The 17,646-nt window shown below is 33.1% G+C and carries 18 protein-coding genes and 1 pseudogene; 4 read left to right on the top strand and 15 right to left on the bottom strand.

All coding sequences use genetic code 11. The features are described from left to right. Positions 1-32: 32 nt before the first annotated feature. The 11 genes and pseudogenes from atpB to ACXGSQ_RS03150 form a co-directional block, all read right to left on the bottom strand. A complete protein-coding gene (gene atpB / locus ACXGSQ_RS03100; protein WP_458628180.1) occupies positions 33-1,202 on the bottom strand; it encodes a F0F1 ATP synthase subunit A in 1,170 nt (389 codons plus the stop codon). A gap of 81 nt (positions 1,203-1,283) precedes the next feature. Next, the gene (locus tag ACXGSQ_RS03105; protein WP_458628181.1) at positions 1,284-1,682 is read right to left on the bottom strand and encodes a DUF6168 family protein; all 399 of its coding nucleotides are present in this window, start codon (positions 1,680-1,682) and stop codon (positions 1,284-1,286) included. Then, a complete protein-coding gene (locus ACXGSQ_RS03110) occupies positions 1,675-1,893 on the bottom strand; it encodes an AtpZ/AtpI family protein (protein ID WP_458628182.1) in 219 nt (72 codons plus the stop codon). Before ACXGSQ_RS03110 ends, ACXGSQ_RS03105 begins: the two co-directional genes overlap by 8 nt. Continuing rightward, positions 1,877-2,314, bottom strand: coding sequence for a bactofilin family protein (locus ACXGSQ_RS03115; protein WP_458628183.1), 438 nt, complete (start codon positions 2,312-2,314; stop codon positions 1,877-1,879). Before ACXGSQ_RS03115 ends, ACXGSQ_RS03110 begins: the two co-directional genes overlap by 17 nt. Positions 2,315-2,331: 17 nt before the next feature. Beyond that, a complete protein-coding gene (gene porW / locus ACXGSQ_RS03120; protein ID WP_458628184.1) occupies positions 2,332-4,911 on the bottom strand; it encodes a type IX secretion system periplasmic lipoprotein PorW/SprE in 2,580 nt (859 codons plus the stop codon). Positions 4,912-5,144: 233 nt separating this feature from the next. Next, the gene (locus ACXGSQ_RS03125; RefSeq protein ID WP_458628185.1) at positions 5,145-5,864 is read right to left on the bottom strand and encodes an ABC transporter ATP-binding protein; all 720 of its coding nucleotides are present in this window, start codon (positions 5,862-5,864) and stop codon (positions 5,145-5,147) included. 22 nt (positions 5,865-5,886) lie between these two features. Then, a pseudogene (locus ACXGSQ_RS03130) lies at positions 5,887-7,364 on the bottom strand (DUF5687 family protein). Positions 7,365-7,415: 51 nt separating this feature from the next. Next, positions 7,416-8,105 carry a hypothetical protein gene (locus ACXGSQ_RS03135; RefSeq protein WP_458628186.1) on the bottom strand — a complete coding sequence of 230 codons (690 nt, stop codon included), beginning with the start codon at positions 8,103-8,105 and terminating at the stop codon, positions 7,416-7,418. A 40-nt stretch (positions 8,106-8,145) separates the two neighbouring features. Then, positions 8,146-8,868 carry a hypothetical protein gene (locus ACXGSQ_RS03140; protein ID WP_458628187.1) on the bottom strand — a complete coding sequence of 241 codons (723 nt, stop codon included), beginning with the start codon at positions 8,866-8,868 and terminating at the stop codon, positions 8,146-8,148. 56 nt (positions 8,869-8,924) lie between these two features. Beyond that, positions 8,925-9,572, bottom strand: coding sequence for a hypothetical protein (locus ACXGSQ_RS03145; RefSeq protein ID WP_458628188.1), 648 nt, complete (start codon positions 9,570-9,572; stop codon positions 8,925-8,927). A gap of 67 nt (positions 9,573-9,639) precedes the next feature. Then, positions 9,640-9,972, bottom strand: a complete 333-nt coding sequence (locus tag ACXGSQ_RS03150) for a PadR family transcriptional regulator (protein ID WP_179337539.1) — start codon at positions 9,970-9,972, stop codon at positions 9,640-9,642. A 126-nt stretch (positions 9,973-10,098) separates the two neighbouring features. Here ACXGSQ_RS03150 and ACXGSQ_RS03155 point away from each other — a divergent pair, with 126 nt between their 5' ends. After that, a complete protein-coding gene (locus ACXGSQ_RS03155) occupies positions 10,099-11,157 on the top strand; it encodes a 2Fe-2S iron-sulfur cluster-binding protein (RefSeq protein ID WP_458628189.1) in 1,059 nt (352 codons plus the stop codon). A 219-nt stretch (positions 11,158-11,376) separates the two neighbouring features. Here the strand turns inward: ACXGSQ_RS03155 and ACXGSQ_RS03160 are convergent, their stop codons facing one another. Together ACXGSQ_RS03160 and ACXGSQ_RS03165 are read right to left on the bottom strand one after the other, a co-directional pair. Next, positions 11,377-12,393 carry a glycosyltransferase family 9 protein gene (locus ACXGSQ_RS03160; RefSeq protein WP_458628190.1) on the bottom strand — a complete coding sequence of 339 codons (1,017 nt, stop codon included), beginning with the start codon at positions 12,391-12,393 and terminating at the stop codon, positions 11,377-11,379. A 48-nt stretch (positions 12,394-12,441) separates the two neighbouring features. Further along, entirely contained in the window at positions 12,442-13,050 is a 609-nt protein-coding gene (locus tag ACXGSQ_RS03165) for a DUF4254 domain-containing protein (RefSeq protein WP_458628191.1), read from the bottom strand. A 72-nt stretch (positions 13,051-13,122) separates the two neighbouring features. On the opposite strand from ACXGSQ_RS03165, the gene upp reads away from it, so the two are divergent. Then, positions 13,123-13,782 carry a uracil phosphoribosyltransferase gene (gene upp, locus ACXGSQ_RS03170; RefSeq protein ID WP_458628192.1) on the top strand — a complete coding sequence of 220 codons (660 nt, stop codon included), beginning with the start codon at positions 13,123-13,125 and terminating at the stop codon, positions 13,780-13,782. Here upp and ACXGSQ_RS03175 read toward each other — a convergent pair. Further along, complete coding sequence (locus ACXGSQ_RS03175) at positions 13,771-14,688, bottom strand: DUF6427 family protein (RefSeq protein WP_458628193.1); 918 nt, start codon at positions 14,686-14,688, stop codon at positions 13,771-13,773. The genes upp and ACXGSQ_RS03175 overlap by 12 nt on opposite strands. A gap of 68 nt (positions 14,689-14,756) precedes the next feature. Between ACXGSQ_RS03175 and ACXGSQ_RS03180 the strand changes: the two genes are divergently transcribed. After that, on the top strand, positions 14,757-14,984 hold the full coding sequence (locus ACXGSQ_RS03180; protein WP_458628194.1) for a DUF6341 family protein: 228 nt from the start codon (positions 14,757-14,759) through the stop codon (positions 14,982-14,984). Here ACXGSQ_RS03180 and purD read toward each other — a convergent pair. Further along, entirely contained in the window at positions 14,979-16,250 is a 1,272-nt protein-coding gene (gene purD, locus ACXGSQ_RS03185; protein ID WP_458628195.1) for a phosphoribosylamine--glycine ligase, read from the bottom strand. The genes ACXGSQ_RS03180 and purD overlap by 6 nt on opposite strands. 83 nt (positions 16,251-16,333) lie before the next feature. Between purD and ACXGSQ_RS03190 the strand changes: the two genes are divergently transcribed. Beyond that, a complete protein-coding gene (locus tag ACXGSQ_RS03190) occupies positions 16,334-17,644 on the top strand; it encodes a phenylacetate--CoA ligase family protein (RefSeq protein ID WP_458628196.1) in 1,311 nt (436 codons plus the stop codon). The last annotated feature ends 2 nt before the right edge of the window (positions 17,645-17,646 follow it).

Raw genomic sequence — 17,646 nt, forward strand, 5'->3', positions numbered from 1 at the left:
TGATATATAAAATTAAATTAAAAAAATTCGTATTAAATGAAATCTCCTCTCACGTCTTCTACGTCAGAAACTTCATGTTCATGATCATGTTCATGATCGTGTTCTGCGACAGCCATACCAATAAATAAAGCTGAAAGCATTGTAAAAATATACGCTTGTAAAAACGCTACTAATAATTCGATTAATAAAAGGAAAAATGATAATACAAACGATAAGCTTGTTGCTCCAACAACACCTAAAGATTCTTTAAGTGTAAACATAATGGCAATTAAACTCATTAATACAATATGTCCTGCAGAGATGTTTGCAAACAAACGCACTAATAATGAGAATGGCTTAATAATAAACGCACCTACCAATTCAATTACAGCTAATATTGGTTTTACAAAAATTGGAACCCCTGGCATCCATAAGATGTGCATCCAGTAATCTTTATTACCACTTATAGTATAAATAATTAAAGTAAATATTGCTAAACATGCGGTAACAGCTAACTGACCTGTAACGTTAAATCCTAATGGTGTTAAGCCCGCTAAGTTTAAAATCCATATAAAGAAAAACACCGTTAACAGATACCCTGTAAATTTACGGTAGTGCTTTTCTCCAATATTTGGTCGAGCAATTTCGTCTCTTACGTAAAGCACTAATGGCTCTAAAACACGTCCAAAACCAGTTGGAATTTGTTTTTTCTTGTATTGCTTTGCTAATCTAGAGAACCAGAATAACATTAAAAGTCCTATTAATAAGATTCCAACCACACTTTTAGTAATTGAAAAATCTAAAACCTTTGAAGCATTAGTCGCATGATGATCTGCATCAAACGCAACAGCCGTAGCTCCTTTTTCTAATTCGTAAATTTTAGAGTGAATCTTTGTAAACTTAAGACCATCTTTTTCTACAATAACTTGTCCGTTATCATCATGGTGAAATTCTGAAGACATAAACGTCACCAATCCTTCAGAAGACCAAAGAATTACCGGTAATGGCACACCAAAATGCTGACGTTTACCAGAATCATCGGTATACGAAAACAAATTAAAATCGTGAGCGTCTTTAAGGTGGTGGACAATATAATCCTCTACCTCTTGTTTACCAGAAACTTGACCACCATCTCCCTCAGCGTTGAACGCTAAAATAGATGTTGGTAAAAACATCAAAATTGCTAATACTAAAATCTTAAAACTTTGTTGAACTATCTTCATTCTAATAAAATAAAAAAAACCTCTTCTCAAATTCCGTGCAAAAGTACGCAATTAATTAAAATAACAATATGTTTTTTGTGTCTAATATTTAAACCCCATTTTTGATATTATTTTAACGACAAAAAACACCTCTAATCCTAGAAATAAGAGTAATGGAATTAAAATACTCAATCTTTCGGCTGTATTTAAAATCGCGATATTAAAAACAGAATCTTTAAATGCAACATAAAACAATACACCTTTTATAAAAAGCGTCGGCAAATAAATAAATCCGAGTTGGGTCTCTAAACTTTTAATAAGGGAAAAAAATTGAAAGTGAACACATATCATTACCGAGGCCACAGCAAAAAACATATTGGTATCCCAAAGGTTAAATCGGACTGGACTATTGACTTTGCTTAAAATGTAATCTTGTGAACAATGTATAATCAAAAATAATATTGAAAATGACACCACATACACAGCAAGGGACTTAATCATCTTCTTTTGATATTTTTATAACTTGAGCAATCACCAAATACATTGAAATAAATACAGAAACAAGTGTTATTGTGGTTTCTAAATAATCCTTGTTATATTTTGCATCTAGCCATTGCCCCAAATAATTCCCGATAAAAATGGTGCCACCCATTTGAAAAGCAATAGATGTAAATCTAATAAATTTGTTAGGACCTTTATTTGCTTTGGACACTTTGCGCTGGTGTAGATTGCGATTTAACAGGCTCATTAGATAATGACTTCACTGTACCTTTCATACTACAAGTAGCATTAAAAGTTGCCCCAGGCTCTACAGCTAACTTGTTAATATGAACCTCACCCTCTATATGCGCTGTGGATTTTAAAGACAATGTACCCGATAAAATTAATTTACCCGAAAATTTACCTTCAAAATCAGCATTCTCACCTTGTAAAGTTCCTTTTATATACCCCGATTTCCCTACAACTACTTTTCCGGAAGTTTTAACATTCCCTTCAATTGTTCCATCAATTCTAAACGGTCCTTGACTTGCAATATCACCTACTATTTTAGTGCCTTGTGCTATAATATTTTGTTGTGTAGTTGCTTCCATAGTTGATTGGTCTTTTTGTTTTTTTCTATCTGGAGAAAACATGATAATATAGTTTTAAATTACTGTAGTTCTAAATACGCATTTAAATTTTTATGCCGTTGAATAATCGCATAGTTCGGCGATGAAATCGAAAAATAATCTCGCGTTATTTTTGGTTTTATTTGTCGACCTCTTTTGTCCTTTTCCGCAGATTTAAGTAATTCGGCAAAACCTTTTGCTCCATCTATACTTTTTAATCCGTGTACAACCACAAATGTAATATTTTCATTGTAAACATCCTTTGATGTACTAAGATTGAAATACTTAATTTTAGCGACTTCTTCGTCTAAAGTTTTAATAAAACCATCAATATCTTCATCTAAATTATTTTCAAATTGAAATATAACATTAAATTGATCTACATCCTCATCTGCAATAAATTCCTTTTTTTCTAAAACAGGAAACGCTTCCTTAATGATTTCTTGAGCGCGTTTACCTTCCTCTGTATTAGCATAAGTTAAAGCAATGTAGTTTATGCCTTCTTTATACGCCTCAAAACCATAAAGCCTTCCTTTGGCCGATGCTTTTAGAATTTCGAATTTAGGCACAAAATCATCCCCTTCAAATCGCTTCACTTGCGCTTCTGCTTCGGCAATTACCGCAGCATACGCTTCATTTTCAAATTGCTTATAGAGTTTTGTGTAAATGGCTTCAGGACTATTCTCATCCTTAGACAATTCCGATTGTGGATTTAAAAGAATTTCGGCATATCGGGACTCTGGATAATCGTTAATAATAGCCGCTTTCATCGCTTCCGCTTTTCGGTTTAACCCTAATTCTAGATAAATACGATATAAATTATATTTGGAAGGTAAAATTAAGCGGTCTTCAGGATTATTCTCTAAAAGCGTTTCAAGCTTTGTTTTTGCTAAATCAAATTCCTTAAATTTTTCCTTATAAATAATTCCTAATTGATAATAGGCATAGTTTCGTTCTTTAATAATGCTATCAATTTCACTTTGACCCGTTGGTAATAATGCTAAATAGGTTTCAGGATTAAAACGTTTATCTTCTACAGTTGTAGCAACCGACTCATCATCTTTAGCATCGTTTACAACATCTGCTCTTTGGTTATTAAATCTCCAATTATCTTGAAGTTTACGTTTTCCCCAAAGTTTAAGAAACTCATTTTTACCATAAGCTACAGTGGTTGGATTGTAGAAATAAAAACTACTATTACTTTTACCTGTACCTATGGGCTGAGGCATTCTAGATGCATTTGTCGGACTCCCCATACGTCTTGAGGTTTTATTATCTAGTTGGCCAAGCTTTGTTTGCCCTGATGCAGATTCCTTATGTTGCTTTTCTAAGGCCTCTTCCTGTTGCTTTTGCTCCTCTAAAGCTTGTATTCGCAGGTCTTCAGTATATTTTGTATAGATCGCTAATTGCTCTGATTTTGGAAGACTAACCATACTTAGAATACTATCATTTGTTTGTGCAATGCCTTCATAATAAATCACATCATCAAGATTTTCGCGCTTCTTTTTGATAACCCTGTAAGGCTTCGTATTTACAACCATGACCCTCATAGTACTATCGTAGTATGCTCCTGCGGTTTTATATACATTTCTATCGAAGTACATGTTCCCTAACGTTTCATAACTAAGTGATCTTAAATACTTATCTGAAGTTGCTTTTCTAAGCGACTTATTATAATAGACTTCTGAAAGACTATCAGTGCCCTGACTGCGATGATATTCTGCGATGCGATAATAAATCTTATCTAAAAACGGTCTGTTCTCTCTATTCTCTTCTAGCGCTGTAAGATATTCTTCAAACTCTAATGTATTGCCCGTTAAAGCATCAAAATTATTAGACTTTTCAAGATGTGCATTGATATAAAAGGATCTTGGTATTTGACGATGCATATCTATTATAGCATCAAACTCTATGTTAGCACTATCTTTTTTACCAAATTCATTATACAGTTGCCCCTTAATAAAATGGTAGCGTGCTTTTTCTCTTTTAATCTTAGTATGCTCTGCCGCAATAGCAAGCTGAGCAATAGCACTATCCTTAGATTTGATATTGATATAAGCCTGAGCTAAAGCTGCTGTAGCATCTGCTAAATCCTGACCTTCTAGATCCTCCTCTTTTAATAAACGCTTTAATTTATCTATGGCCCCTTGATTATTATCTAAACGCATATTTGTTTTTTCGCGCCAGATTTTAACCTGATTAATTTTATCGCTTGTTGGGTATTTATTTAAAATATTGTTGAAAGCTGCCATAGCAGGAACAAAACGCTGATCAAAATAACGCGCTTGGCCTAAAAGTAAATATGCTTCATCAATCTGCGGATTTTTTTCCTTTCCTCCGATATTCATACCGTGCACCTGAATTGCTTTAATGGCTTTTTCCTCAGCACGTTCAAAATCGGCATTTTTGGTTTGCCCAGGAAGAAAGATATCTTCAGACACATTCATACGCTCAACAGGTAAAAGCTCCCAGAAGTTTTCTGTAAACTCATTATTAACCTCATCTTTACCACGTTCTAACGCAATATTACCATTGTAGAGCACATTATATTTAGTGCCCATAGCATGGAAGTTTCTGTTAATGAATTTATCTTTTTTACGCGAACAACTTTGTGTAAGCATTACCACGCAACATAGAGATAATATGATTTTGTAATAGGTTTTCAATCGTTGGTTCTATTTGGTTAATAGATAACTTAAAAACACCCTGTTTAGTGTGTTCTGTGGTAAAAATAAGGATCTTTTTGAATTTTTGATGTTATTTCATGGTTTTTCGAGGTAGTACAATATATGAAAGCATAAAAAAGCTCGTAATTAAGTAATAATTACGAGCCCTAAATTGTATAAAAAAATTGTTATTCTTCTTGCGAAACAACTGCTCCACCTGCAAAATGCGCTTCCAATTCCTTCAACGTTGCAGGATTGGTTTCTAGATCCTTAATCACATTTCCTTTTTCTAACACAACAATACGCTCACAAACGTCTGTAACATGTGTTAAATCGTGACTAGAGACTAGAACAGTAACACCTTGTTTTTCGGCTAAATCTTTAATGATTTGCTTTAAACGAATTTGGGTTGTAGGATCTAAATTAGCAAAAGGTTCATCTAAAATAATAACTTCAGGATGACCAATAAGTGCTGCTACAATACCTGCTTTTTTCTGATTTCCTTTACTTAAATCTCTGAGGTATTTTTTCTTTCCTATGATTTCTCCGTTAAAGAAGTCTTCAAACTTAGCTGTTAAACTATCAACGTCTGCTTTGTTTTGTCCACGAAGTTCACCAATGAAATAGAAATATTCTTCTGGTGTTAAATAGCCAATTAAAAAGCTTTCGTCAATAAAAGACGAGGTAAACGGTTTCCAATCTTCACTGTCATTAACAACCACACCATTACTAGTAATGTTTCCCGTGGTAGGCTGAATTAAGTCGAGCAATAAACTAAAGTATGTTGTTTTACCAGCTCCATTATTTCCCACTAAACCAAAACTTTGGCCTTTAGGAATGGTTAATTCTTCAATATTAAGAACCGTAGTTCCATTATATGCTTTTGAAAGGTCTTTAGTATATATCATGATGTATAATCTTAAGTGTTAATTAATTATCTTGACTAAAAGCGTCAATCATTTTGTATTTTGAATCGAGATATTTTTTAGTAATACCTTTCATTAATTTTTTATGAAAAACTATTCCTAAAACCCCAAGAACAATTAATAAGGCTATTGCGGCACTAAATCCAGCCAACCAATTTACAAGTCCAAACAGAGCCATTGGCACCAACATTAATGGAATACCTATGAGCCACTGTACAGCACCTGTACCTTGATAATTAAAGGCGGCTTTTTTATCTAAATCTATTTTTTTTCGGTTGAAGGATCCTCCCAAAGTATCACATGGGTATTAACACCAATGTTATAAATGGCAGCCGCAAAATGTGCGATTAAAATCTTGTATCCGAAATACACATAAGGAATACCCAACACAAAAAGCAACACAACACTAATCACCATAAGGATAAATTTTGAACGTAGATACTGTTCGTATTTAATATTCTGGCTCATTAAAAGTTTATAATAACCACTATCCCAAGCCGGAATAAATTGTCCGAAGTTGATAAGGAAAAATCCGGTTGAGAAAATCCCAATAAATGCAGACATAAAGGTCATTTCTCTATACATAGGTTGTGGATAGAAAAACAAACCGTAAAGTACACCAACCAATAATAACATGGCCATTGATTTGGTTCGTTTATTTCTCCAAATCAGTTTTAAATCGAGTTTCATAAATGGTGCAATGTCTCCAAAACGCTCTGTCCATGATAAGTCGGAAGCATTAACTTCGGTGACCTTAGCTTTTAATGAGCTGTCTAAATACAGTTTCTTTCTTAAGGTTTTAAAATTGAAACCATAGCACAATGCTAAAATTGCGATTGGAATTAAAATAAGCATTGGATGATGTACAATGGCCAAGAATCCACTTCCTATTAACGAAGTCATTGATACAATTTCAAAATAATTTAAACCAAATAAAACACTTACTACAACGATTATAGGTAGAAATGACAATTCTGATTCTGCCGAAAACGCTTCAATTATAAAATTCAAGAAATTAATAATGAGCACTGTTATAATTAACGCAAACAGCCAGGTTATAATTTCAGAAACAGCATAACCATCTCCTATTAGCATTATACTAAAGGGTATGATAGCAAATAATGGTAAAAAATTAAAAAATGACAATGCTGATTTTCCTAACACATAATTAACTACAGTTGACCGCTTAATAGGCAACGTTAATAATGGTTTTACACTCATTACTGGTAATTTTTGCAAAAAGAAACGCATTAATAAATCGCCAATAATCCAGTAAAACAAAAATCCATTGGCTACTACAAATGGGTCCTGCTCAGGATACATTTTTTTAAGGATAAAAAGAAGGCCGAATCCTAAGCCTAAAAACATGGCAACAAAATAAAGTGCAAAAAATACCATTAAGATATTGATAACCATATTTTTTTGCCAATAGGACGAACGAAAATATTGTTTCCATTCGAGATTGAGAAAGTGTTTTATCATAGTGTAACGATGGGTTGGTTTATGTAGTAAGTATTAAAAAATAGGGATTTGTTACAAACTAAATTCTGGATAGGTTTCGTTTAGTAGTTTTTCGGCCTTACTTGGAATCACTTTTAAGCTGATATAATTAACTAAAGTTAATATCGTAAAAGCTAAAGAAAAGAGCAGTAAAAACAAGGTGTTTATTTCAAACTTATCTGGAATTGTAAATACATTATACAATTGTGAAATAAATATTAAAGATGTTCCACTTGCTTGCTTAAAAATTAGTTCTTCTAATAACCATTTTTTATTAGAAATTTCTTTTCTACGCCTAAACTGCCTATTGAGTTGTGTACCTTTATAGATACACCAACCTGAAATTATAACATAAAAAACCATAGTAAGAATGGCTGTATATTTTGAAGAAAAAGCGACATAAAACATTAAAAACAAAGCTATAGTTCCAATAATTTGCGGTAGCTCAAACCATTTTTTAAGTTCCGTCCACATGTAACGCATATAGCGTTTGTTCATGGCCTTTTGTTTCTGCTCAATGGCATCCATAAAACCAAAAATCCCGAACTTTTTAAAGGCGTTGTTTTTAGCCTCTTCAAAACTGAGTTTGGGTTGCTTTTGCCATTGGGTTTCTATATCATTCGCTAAATGATCTACAAGTTCGGTTTGTAAGTCGTAGTGCTCTACAAAATGTTGTCTTGTAAAAGCGTAGAGGTCTTGTATTTGAGGTTCGGTAAGTTTCATGTGATTATTCTTATTGTTTTTTAATGGACACATGTTTCATTTATAAAAACTTAAGGTTAAACGTTTTCTTATTTTCTTTATATACGTTCTGATACACTTCAATATTGACTCTAATAATAGGATAAAATAAACATGCTACAATAACAAAGAAACCATGAGGCATATTTGCAACAGTCTCATAACTATCCTTTAAGATATAAAACGAAAGATTATATAACGACCACACTGCCATCGCAGAACTTGTAGCCATAGCAAAATTTAATGATTTTCGAGTAGACTTATCTTTTATAGAATAATACGCAGAGTATATGTTAGGTAGAATTAACACTAATAAACCAATGAGAAAACAGGACTTTGGTTTAAATTGATAGGTTGTCATAAAAAACAAAATAACAGCCAAATACGCTAACCAGAACTTAAAGGTGGAAAACTTAACCTTCAGATGGTTCCACGTCATTTTTCGGTATTTCCTACCCAATTCTTTCTGCTTATTTCTCGTAAACGTCTTAAATCCAATATTACTTTGATATAATCCACTTTCAAATATTTTGTCTTTAGGTACACCAAATTCTATAAACTGATTACCAAAATCTTTATGAATTTCGAGCAACGCTTCGTTAAACGAAACACCACTATTGGTCATTTTATCTTCAACCGCAGACACAATATGATCTAGAAGTTCTAAACGCACATCCCAATACTTCACCTCGTTTTTAATGAGATAATTATCTATGAATTGTATGTCTTCTTTGGTTAGTTTCATTTTGTTTTTCAACTAAGACCTGCAAGGTTTTTAAAACCTGCTAGGTCTTCTTCTATTTAGGCTATATTTTTAAATCGTTTTTCGTAACTCATAAATAATTTCACACTTATAATTACCAATACCAACATTAAGGTAAGCGCTAAACTCGCTCCGCCAATTGTCCAAAATAAATCGCTTGTTTCATTTAATTCTCTTGTTCTAATTAATAAAATATTAGGTAATTGGTAAAAGGCTAAAAAAGGAAAAGCTAATCGCTCAACCACAGAGAACCTTTTATTGTCTTTTACTCCTTGATAAACCACATAGGTTAATATAAACCCTGTTAAACCAATCAGTGGCACTATTGACAAACACATCCTAAACGTCTCTAAACTTGAATTTTGATATAAAACATAAAAGCCAATACACGACGCCAAAAACAATAAAGGTGTTATTGGCTGTTTAAGTTCCTTTAAAAATGTTTGTTCAATTTTTTTGTCGGCAGATTTTAAAAATTTTTTGTTATCATTTAAAAGTTGCGCTTTATTTTCAACCATATAATCCTTAAATACATAATAAAACCCACGCGTATCTCCGGATTCCATTCTAGATTCTATATCCGAAGCTACATGATCTACCATTTCCATTCTTATATCTGCAAAAACCACATCAGAATTAACTAAGTAGTTATCTATAAATTGTATGTCTTCTTCTGTTAGTTTCATTGATTAATTAATACCTGTCAGGTTTTAAAAACCTGACAGGATACGTATCATTAGGATTTCTTTTAAATTATGCCAATTTAGGGTTTACCAAAGCTTGCATTGTTTTAATATACTCAGCTAATTCTTCAAGCTTGTTAACCGTTTCTTTAGTTCCGGTTTCTGTGAGTTTATAATATTTACGCAGTCGGTTATCTACTTTTGCCACTTCAACATCTAACAAACCTTCGGCTTCTAACTTATGTAACGCAGGATACAAAGCACCTTCTGTAATCTTAAGTTCACCTTTTGTTAATGCCTTCACCTTTTGGGTAATTTCGTAACCATACATTTTATCGTGCTCATTTAAAAGCTTTAAAATGATAGTGGTTAAACTCCCTTTATATAATTTTGAATTGCTCATCGTAGTACAAATATATACATAATTTTCTTATGTATAAGAACCTTATGTATGTAAAAATACTCGACAGGTTTTAAAAACCTGCTAGGTCTATGGAAGATTAGTTATCTTTGCAAAAAATTATTTTTAATGTCACATTTTCATTCACTCTCAATAAAATCAATTGATAAAGTAACGGACAATTCGGTTGCGATTACCTTTGATATTCCTGAAAATCTTAAAGAAAAGTTTAGCTTTAAAGCCGGACAATATATCACCTTAAAAACCACTATTAATGGTGAAGACATCCGTAGAGATTACTCTATTTGTGCGTCTCAAAATAGTGGAAACATTACCGTTGCTGTAAAAGCGGTTGAAAACGGAACATTTTCTGTTTATGCCAACAACACCTTAAAAGCAGGTGACGTATTAGAGGTTGCAGAACCAAATGGTCGTTTTATATTTGAAGCTAATGCTGCCAAAACCAGAACTATTGCTGCCTTTGCTGCAGGAAGTGGAATTACTCCAGTACTTAGTATTGCTAAAACACTTTTAGAAGAAGAACCATTTAGCAATTTTATATTGGTTTATGGTAATAAAACCTTAGCTGACGCGATGTTTGTTGATGAATTATTGCAACTAAAAAAACAATACGATAACCGTTTTCATGCGCATTTCATCTATAGTCAATCTCAAGAAACCGATGCCTTATTTGGACGTATTGAAAAAAGCACGGTAAACCTCATCGTAAAGAATAAATACAAAGGAGTTACCATTGAAAATTTCTACCTCTGTGGACCAGAACAAATGATACATACGGTAAAAGAGGTGTTGATTGAAAATGGTGTAAAAGAAAAAGCCATTAAGTTTGAATTGTTTACAGCTCCTGTTGAAGCCGGTTCTGATGCTACTACTGATTTACCTTCTGGCGAAACCAAAATTAAAGTTGTGGTAGATGAAGAGGAATTTGAATTTAACATGTCACAAAAACAAACGATTCTTGAAGCCGCTTTAAAACAAGATATTGATGCGCCTTATTCTTGTCAAGGTGGCATTTGCAGTAGTTGTATTGCTAAAGTAACCGAGGGTACAGCAGAAATGCGTCAGAATAATATTTTGACGGATAGCGAAGTTGCAGAAGGATTGATATTAACTTGCCAAGCACATCCAACGTCTGCTACTATTGCGGTAGATTATGATGATGTTTAGAGAAAGTTGTTAGTGTTTAGTTCGCTACGCTTTTAGTCGTTAGATATAAAGACCTTTCATGTTTTAAAAACACGAAAGGTCTTTTGGTTTTCGATAGGTTCTCGATATAAAATTCTAGAAATGAATTTAACTTGAACTAACGCATCGTATCTGAAAGAAATAATTGTCACTTCGAGTGATTTTTTTGGTACAAAAACATAGTATTGAGAAGTTTTAACGTTAAATAACTTCTTTTATCTTAGAAATGATTACCGCTTCAGAAACACTACTTGCCGCCTTTTCATAACCTTCAGGGAATTTATTACCGTAAATAGACGTTGGGATTAATGGGAATTGATCTCTATTTGCCGTAAGCGCAAAATCTATAGGCTGATTAAACGGTGCAAATCCAGCAAAAGGATGTGTTACACCCCAAATTGTGATTACTTTTTTACCCAACATTGCAGCTAAATGTGCATTACCAGAATCCATAGCTAGCATGAGGTCTAAATTTGAAATAAGTAGTAACTCTTCCTCTAAATTCAATTGTCCTGCAACGGATTTTACGTTAGTGTATTTGGTTTCAAGTTGATTTAAAAGCGCTATTTCTTTAGCTCCACCTCCAAATAAAACTATATTATAGTCTTTAGAAAGTTCATTAATTACAGTTTCCATTTGCTCTAAAGGATACATTTTACTTTGATGTGCCGCAAAAGGTGCAATGCCTATAGTTTTGAAACTTTTGTTTGAAATAAAAGCACTTAGTGGTTCCGTTAAGACTTTTGGTTTTGGGAATATTGGATTGGATAAATCTACTGTGAAACCTAGGTCTTCAAAAACATCAGCATAACGTTGATGTGTGGTTTTTAATTGCTTAAAAGACACACCTGAAGTCAGTGCTTTTTTTTCGGTTCTACCTTTATCTAATTGTACCACTTTTTTTCCAAAGAAAAAGAACTTTAAAATTTTACTACGTAGTACGTTATGCAAATCTGCAACCGCATCAAAATCGAGAGCTTTAAGTTCTTTAGATAATTTATAAAGCCCTAAAACACCTTTGTGTTTACCTTTTAAATCAGCCTCATAAACGCTTACATTTTCTAAATCTTTAAAAAAAGGTTTAAAAAAGGCTCTAGTAACTACTGTGATTTTTAATTCGGGATTTTGCGATGTGAATGCTCGCAACACAGGTACTGTCATGGCCACGTCTCCCATGGCAGAAAACCTAAGGACGAGTATGTGATTTGGTTTTAGCATTTTTTGAACTAAACCTGTCAGGTTATAAAAACCCAACAGGTTGGTGAACTATTTCTGTCCTCTCAAAACAGGGTTTAGTTCATCGTCATTGTACATTTTCATTTGCTTGTACACTTTCATGTACTTGTCTCCATTAGAAATGTCGGTAAGCAAATCATCAATTGCTGTACTTAAATCTACACGTTGGTCTAATAACACATCTAGTTTCTTTTGGCAGGCTGCTTTATGAGCCTCACTAGCATCTTCTCTTATGGTTTCAAGATGCATATGGTAAATTTTTAATGCTAAAATAGATAAACGATCTATGGCCCAAGCTGGACTTTCAGAATTAATTTTAGCATTTGGCTTTACGGTGACATCTTTATATTTATCTAGAAAATAACTATCAATATATTCAACGGTATCTGTTCTGTCTTGGTTAGAGGCATCAATCATTCGTTTCAACTTTAAAGCTGCAACAGGATCAATATTTGGGTCTCTAATAATATCTTCGTAAGCCCACTGTACAGTATCTATCCATGATTTTCTATATAGCAAATGAGCAATAAGATCTTCATTTTTATCATACTTATTTGTAAAAGGCTGATCTACTGTATTTAAAACTTTATACGTCTTAATAACATCTTGAAATATGGCATTTGCTTTTTGTGAAAACATAATGAAATTGATTTAATGTTTACAAATATAGTAGGAATTATTAACTTTAACGACTGAACCAATTCCCATAATATGCAAATTCATAACCTTTCTGAAACACCTTCGATTTTAAATACATTTATGTCTGAATTAAGAGATAAAACGGTTCAGAAAGACAGCATGCGCTTCCGAAGAAATATAGAGCGTATTGGTGAAATAATTGGCTATGAGCTGAGTAAATCACTTCAATTTAATGCACATACTATTGAAACACCTTTAGGCGCTTCTCAAACTGTTTTACATCACAATGATATTGTATTATGTTCTATTTTAAGAGCAGGTGTACCGCTTCATAATGGCTTACTCAATTATTTTGATGCTGCTGAGAATGCTTTTATTTCGGCTTATAGACAACACAAACACCATCCTGAAAGTTTTGAGATTGTTGTTGAGTATTTAGCTTGTCCAAGCTTAGAAGGTAAAACTTTAATTTTAGCAGATCCGATGTTGGCTACAGGACAATCTATGGTGGCTACTTATGAAGCTTTAAAACCCTTTGGTACACCAAAAGAAATTCATTTGGTAAGTGTTATAGGTGCACAACCTGGTGTTGATTATATCTCTAAGGCCTTTGATACCGATGTACAACTTTGGATTGCAGCCATTGATGATGCTCTAAATGAAAAAGGTTATATTATTCCAGGATTAGGAGATGCTGGCGATTTAGCTTTTGGTAACAAATTACAACAGTAAACCAATAATTGGAGTTATCACTAAAAGCGCTATAAAGACTTCTTTAAACCAACGTTCTGAAATCACCTCAATGTAATTTGCCATTATGATTGCAAACGGTGCAAATAAAAACAAAAATTCACTTCCATTTTTAGCAGGAGCAATAATCGCCACCAAAACAGCGATTACTGAAGACCAAGCTATTAAAAAATATGATGGTTTTAGTTTCTTGTTCTTATCAGGGATGTTTTTAAAGAAATAAATAAGCGTCCAAACAAATGACGTAAACAAAACGGTAAGCTTTAAAATATAACCTTTACTGTTGTAGGCTGTAAAATCTAAACTAGCATAACGTTTAAAATTTGTAGGCTTAAAATACACATCATCTACAATAATATTATATACTAAAAGTAATACGATTACTGTTGCGACTCCAACAAATGGGACAATTACATTTTTAAAATCGTTTTGAGAATGGTAAATCAATGCCACAATAACTAAAGCAAAAAATAAGATAGCCCAAAAATAGAATAATGTCGCTAGTGCAATCCAGAACGCGGCATCAAACAATTTCTTTTTAATATGTAGGTTAGAATGTAAACTTATTAATCGTCTTAAAGCAAAAACGATAAATAGATTTGCAAGCAATATATCAATGTGAGTCATTGCCTCGGGAAACATTCCAAAGAGCAGACCAAAGGTCATAATAGCATAACTATTTCTTTGTGTTAGATTATTTTTAGAAACAATAAAGTCAATTAAGAAAACTAAAAATAATGTACTACCCCATTTAAAAACCGTTGCTAATGAACTATTTAAATCTGAAAAAAGTAGTGTATAGTTAGTTACTACAAATAAAATAGACACATAAACTGCAACAATTATGAAGTTTATAGGCTTAGATTTACTAAAAATACTTGTTATCATTAACTCTTTTTGTATTTTTGCTGCTCAATCCCAATTCGAAATTAGAATTGGTGTAAATTTATAAAGTTATGAGTGATTTCTTTAACGGAATAGCGGATTTATTTGTAAACGTGTTATTTGCACCATTTGATGCACTTAAAGCATTAGAGTTAGAAAGCTGGTTTGCTGCTAACACGGTTTCATGGTTATTTATTATCATAGGATTTGTTGCATTTGTATATTGGATGATACAACTTAAAAAATACGATGACAACGGAGAAGAAGATAAAAGTATTTCTTCGCATTCCTATTTATAGGTCGAAACCAATATCCTTACGATAATACATCTTATCAAAATGTAGATTTTCTATACTTTGATAGGATTTTTTTATGGCCTCTGGGTACGTATTTCCGTATGAGGTAATTGCCATAACACGACCACCAGAAGTCACTACTTTACCGTCTTTTTCAATTGCTCCTGCATGAAAAACTATAGAATCTGAAATATTTTCTAGACCTGTAATTTCTTTGCCTTTCTCGTAAGCTTCAGGGTAACCACCAGAGACTAACATTATTGTTGTTGCCGCACGCTCATCAATATCAATAGTCACTTGACTTAAAGTTTGGTTGGCCATCGCTTCAAAAACATCTACTAAATCTGTTTTTAATCTTGGTAATACTACTTCTGTTTCGGGATCTCCCATTCTAACGTTGTACTCAATCACTTTAGGATCGTCTCCAACTTTAATCAGGCCAATAAAAATGAATCCTATGTACGGTAAGTTATCTTTCTTTAAACCTTCAACTGTAGGTATTACAACTTGATTTTCGATTTTATCGAGAAATTCTTTTGTTGCAAATGGAACTGGAGAAACGGCACCCATTCCTCCTGTATTTAAACCTGTATCTCCTTCGCCAATACGTTTATAATCTTTAGCAGTTGGAAGAATTTTATAATCTTTTCCGTCTGTTAAAACAAAACAACTCAGTTCAATACCGTCTAAAAATTCTTCAATGACGACTTTAGTGCTTGCGTCACCAAATTTAGCATCCACGAGCATACTTTTGAGTTCGTCTTTGGCTTCTTGTAAATCATTCAAGATTAAAACACCTTTTCCTGCAGCTAATCCGTCTGCTTTTAAAACGTATGGAGGACTTAAGGTTTCTAAAAACGTGTACCCTTCCTCAACATTGTCTTTTGTAAAACTCTCATAAGCTGCTGTCGGAATATTATGTCGCATCATAAACTCTTTAGCAAACTCCTTACTACCTTCTAATGCTGCTGCTGCTTTTTGAGGCCCAATAACCGCCACACGTTTTAAAGCTTCATCTTCTAAAAAGAAATCGTGTATACCTTGTACCAATGGATCTTCTGGTCCAACAACAACCAAATCAATACGATGCTCTAAAACCGCTGCTTTAATAGCTTTAAAATCGGTAACGCCAATGTTTAAGTTAGTCGCAATAGCTTTTGTTCCTGAGTTTCCTGGAGCTACAAAAAGCGACTTACAACGGTTGCTTTGCGCTAATTTCCATGCAAATGTGTGTTCTCTTCCTCCAGAGCCAAGTACTAAAATATTCATCTTAAAAATTGTTTCGACAAAAATAATTGGTTTTAAGTTTAAAAAACAATTAATTTACGGAAACCTTAAAGGCAAAAAACACTTTGCGATTATTTGATTTTTCTTTAAAAGTAAATGGCTTTGCTATAAACAAGGCTAAAGTTGCTTTAGCGGAAATTCAAGCTATAAGTGATTTGGACTATGAAGCTTATGTTGAAAGCCGTAAAAAAGCCATTATAGCTTATCATTTAGAGCATAATGCCTTTTATAAAACCATAGGAAAAGCAATTGATCTCAACGATTGGAATTCCGTGCCCATTATTACCAAACGTCATTTACAACAACCTTTAGAACAACGCTTAAGCAAAGGATTTACAGTTAAAAATGTGTATGTAAATAAAACGTCTGGCAGTTCTGGTGATCCCTTTATTTTTGCTAAAGATAAATGGTGCCATGCATTAACATGGGCAGAAATTATGAATCGGTTTGGATGGTATGATATAGATTTTAATCGCTCTAAACAAGCGCGGTTTTACGGTATTCCACTCGACAAAAAAGGCTATTACAAGGAACGGCTAAAGGATTATTTTAGTAACCGATTCCGTTTTTCAGTATTTGATTTGAGTCCTGCTGCCTTTGAAACAGCCTTAACTAAATTTAAAACCACCAATTTTGATTACATCAATGGTTATACGAGCTCAATTGTACAATTTGCGAAATTTTTAAATCGTAAAAACATTATTTTAAATACAGTTTGTCCTAGTTTAAAAGCCTGTATTGTAACTTCAGAAATGTTATTTGAAGATGATAAGCTGTTGCTTGAAACTCAATTTGGACTACCTATTATTAACGAGTATGGTGCTTCGGAATTGGATCTTATTGCGTTTCAAAACCCAAATGATATTTGGCAACTTAATAGTGAAACACTTTATGTAGAAATATTAGATGAAAATGATCGGGTTTTACCTTATGGGGCGGAAGGCAGAATCGTGATTACCGCACTATATAATAAAGCCCATCCATTTATAAGATATGACATTGGCGATATTGGGATTTTATCTAAAAACAGTACAATTAAGACACCAATTCTTCAAAAATTAATTGGAAGAACAAATGATATTGTGGTTTTACCAAGTGGGAAAACCGCAGCCGGACTCACATTTTATTATATTACCAAAAGCGTTATTGAAAATGATGGTAATGTTTCAGAGTTTATTGTAGAGCAATTTCAACGAGACACTTTTAAGATAAGCTACGTTAGCCGAAATGAACTTTCTGATACGGAAAAATCAATGATAAAAAATGAAGTCATCCGTTATCTCGAACCTCATATCACAATTCACTTTAAACGTGTTGAAAAACTTCAACGTTCAAAATCAGGAAAGTTGAAACAATTTACATCTCATTTAAAATAAGA

It is taken from the genome of Winogradskyella sp. PC D3.3, from assembly GCF_054366245.1.

Bases quoted from the DNA above. Each gene is read 5' to 3' on its own strand.
- atpB (WP_458628180.1), bottom strand. From the start codon at position 1,202: ATGAAGATAGTTCAACAAAGTTTTAAGATTTTAGTATTAGCAATTTTG.
- ACXGSQ_RS03105 (WP_458628181.1), bottom strand. From the start codon at position 1,682: ATGATTAAGTCCCTTGCTGTGTATGTGGTGTCATTTTCAATATTATTT.
- ACXGSQ_RS03115 (WP_458628183.1), bottom strand. From the start codon at position 2,314: ATGTTTTCTCCAGATAGAAAAAAACAAAAAGACCAATCAACTATGGAA.
- porW (WP_458628184.1), bottom strand. From the start codon at position 4,911: ATGCTTACACAAAGTTGTTCGCGTAAAAAAGATAAATTCATTAACAGA.
- ACXGSQ_RS03125 (WP_458628185.1), bottom strand. From the start codon at position 5,864: ATGATATATACTAAAGACCTTTCAAAAGCATATAATGGAACTACGGTT.
- ACXGSQ_RS03135 (WP_458628186.1), bottom strand. From the start codon at position 8,105: ATGAAACTTACCGAACCTCAAATACAAGACCTCTACGCTTTTACAAGA.
- ACXGSQ_RS03140 (WP_458628187.1), bottom strand. From the start codon at position 8,868: ATGAAACTAACCAAAGAAGACATACAATTCATAGATAATTATCTCATT.
- ACXGSQ_RS03145 (WP_458628188.1), bottom strand. From the start codon at position 9,572: ATGAAACTAACAGAAGAAGACATACAATTTATAGATAACTACTTAGTT.
- ACXGSQ_RS03150 (WP_179337539.1), bottom strand. From the start codon at position 9,972: ATGAGCAATTCAAAATTATATAAAGGGAGTTTAACCACTATCATTTTA.
- ACXGSQ_RS03155 (WP_458628189.1), top strand. From the start codon at position 10,099: ATGTCACATTTTCATTCACTCTCAATAAAATCAATTGATAAAGTAACG.
- ACXGSQ_RS03160 (WP_458628190.1), bottom strand. From the start codon at position 12,393: ATGCTAAAACCAAATCACATACTCGTCCTTAGGTTTTCTGCCATGGGA.
- ACXGSQ_RS03165 (WP_458628191.1), bottom strand. From the start codon at position 13,050: ATGTTTTCACAAAAAGCAAATGCCATATTTCAAGATGTTATTAAGACG.
- upp (WP_458628192.1), top strand. From the start codon at position 13,123: ATGCAAATTCATAACCTTTCTGAAACACCTTCGATTTTAAATACATTT.
- ACXGSQ_RS03175 (WP_458628193.1), bottom strand. From the start codon at position 14,688: ATGATAACAAGTATTTTTAGTAAATCTAAGCCTATAAACTTCATAATT.
- ACXGSQ_RS03180 (WP_458628194.1), top strand. From the start codon at position 14,757: ATGAGTGATTTCTTTAACGGAATAGCGGATTTATTTGTAAACGTGTTA.
- purD (WP_458628195.1), bottom strand. From the start codon at position 16,250: ATGAATATTTTAGTACTTGGCTCTGGAGGAAGAGAACACACATTTGCA.